Raw genomic sequence first — 350 nt, forward strand, 5'->3', positions numbered from 1 at the left:
GGGCTGAAAGGCTTTAGTAAACGGCGTCGATGTATCACCACCAGGCGCAAGCCTGGCCGTCGAGTCATTCCAGACTTAGTAGGCCGCAGATTCACAGCTGACAGGCCGAACCACGTCTACGTCGGCGACATCACCTACCTGCCGTGTAAGGGCGGCAAGAACATGTACCTAGCCACGGTCATCGACGCCTACTCGCGCAAACTCGTCGGCCATGCACTCGCCGATCACATGCGGGTATCGCTGGTTATCGAGGCTTTGTCTCATGCCAGGAAAGTCCGTGGAAGTCTTAAAGGGGCAATTTTCCATTCCGACCACGGTAGTGTGTACACCTCACAGGCATTTAGGGACCA

At 56.0% G+C, this 350-nt stretch carries 1 protein-coding gene; it reads left to right on the forward strand.

Going from position 1 to position 350, the window contains the following annotated elements:
- Nucleotides 1-350 (forward strand): DDE-type integrase/transposase/recombinase (locus HMPREF2808_RS13210; RefSeq protein ID WP_168165083.1); only part of this gene is annotated, 350 nt, incomplete at both ends.

Source organism: Corynebacterium sp. HMSC078A10 (assembly GCF_001811565.1).
GTDB classification, from domain to species: domain Bacteria; phylum Actinomycetota; class Actinomycetes; order Mycobacteriales; family Mycobacteriaceae; genus Corynebacterium; species Corynebacterium hesseae.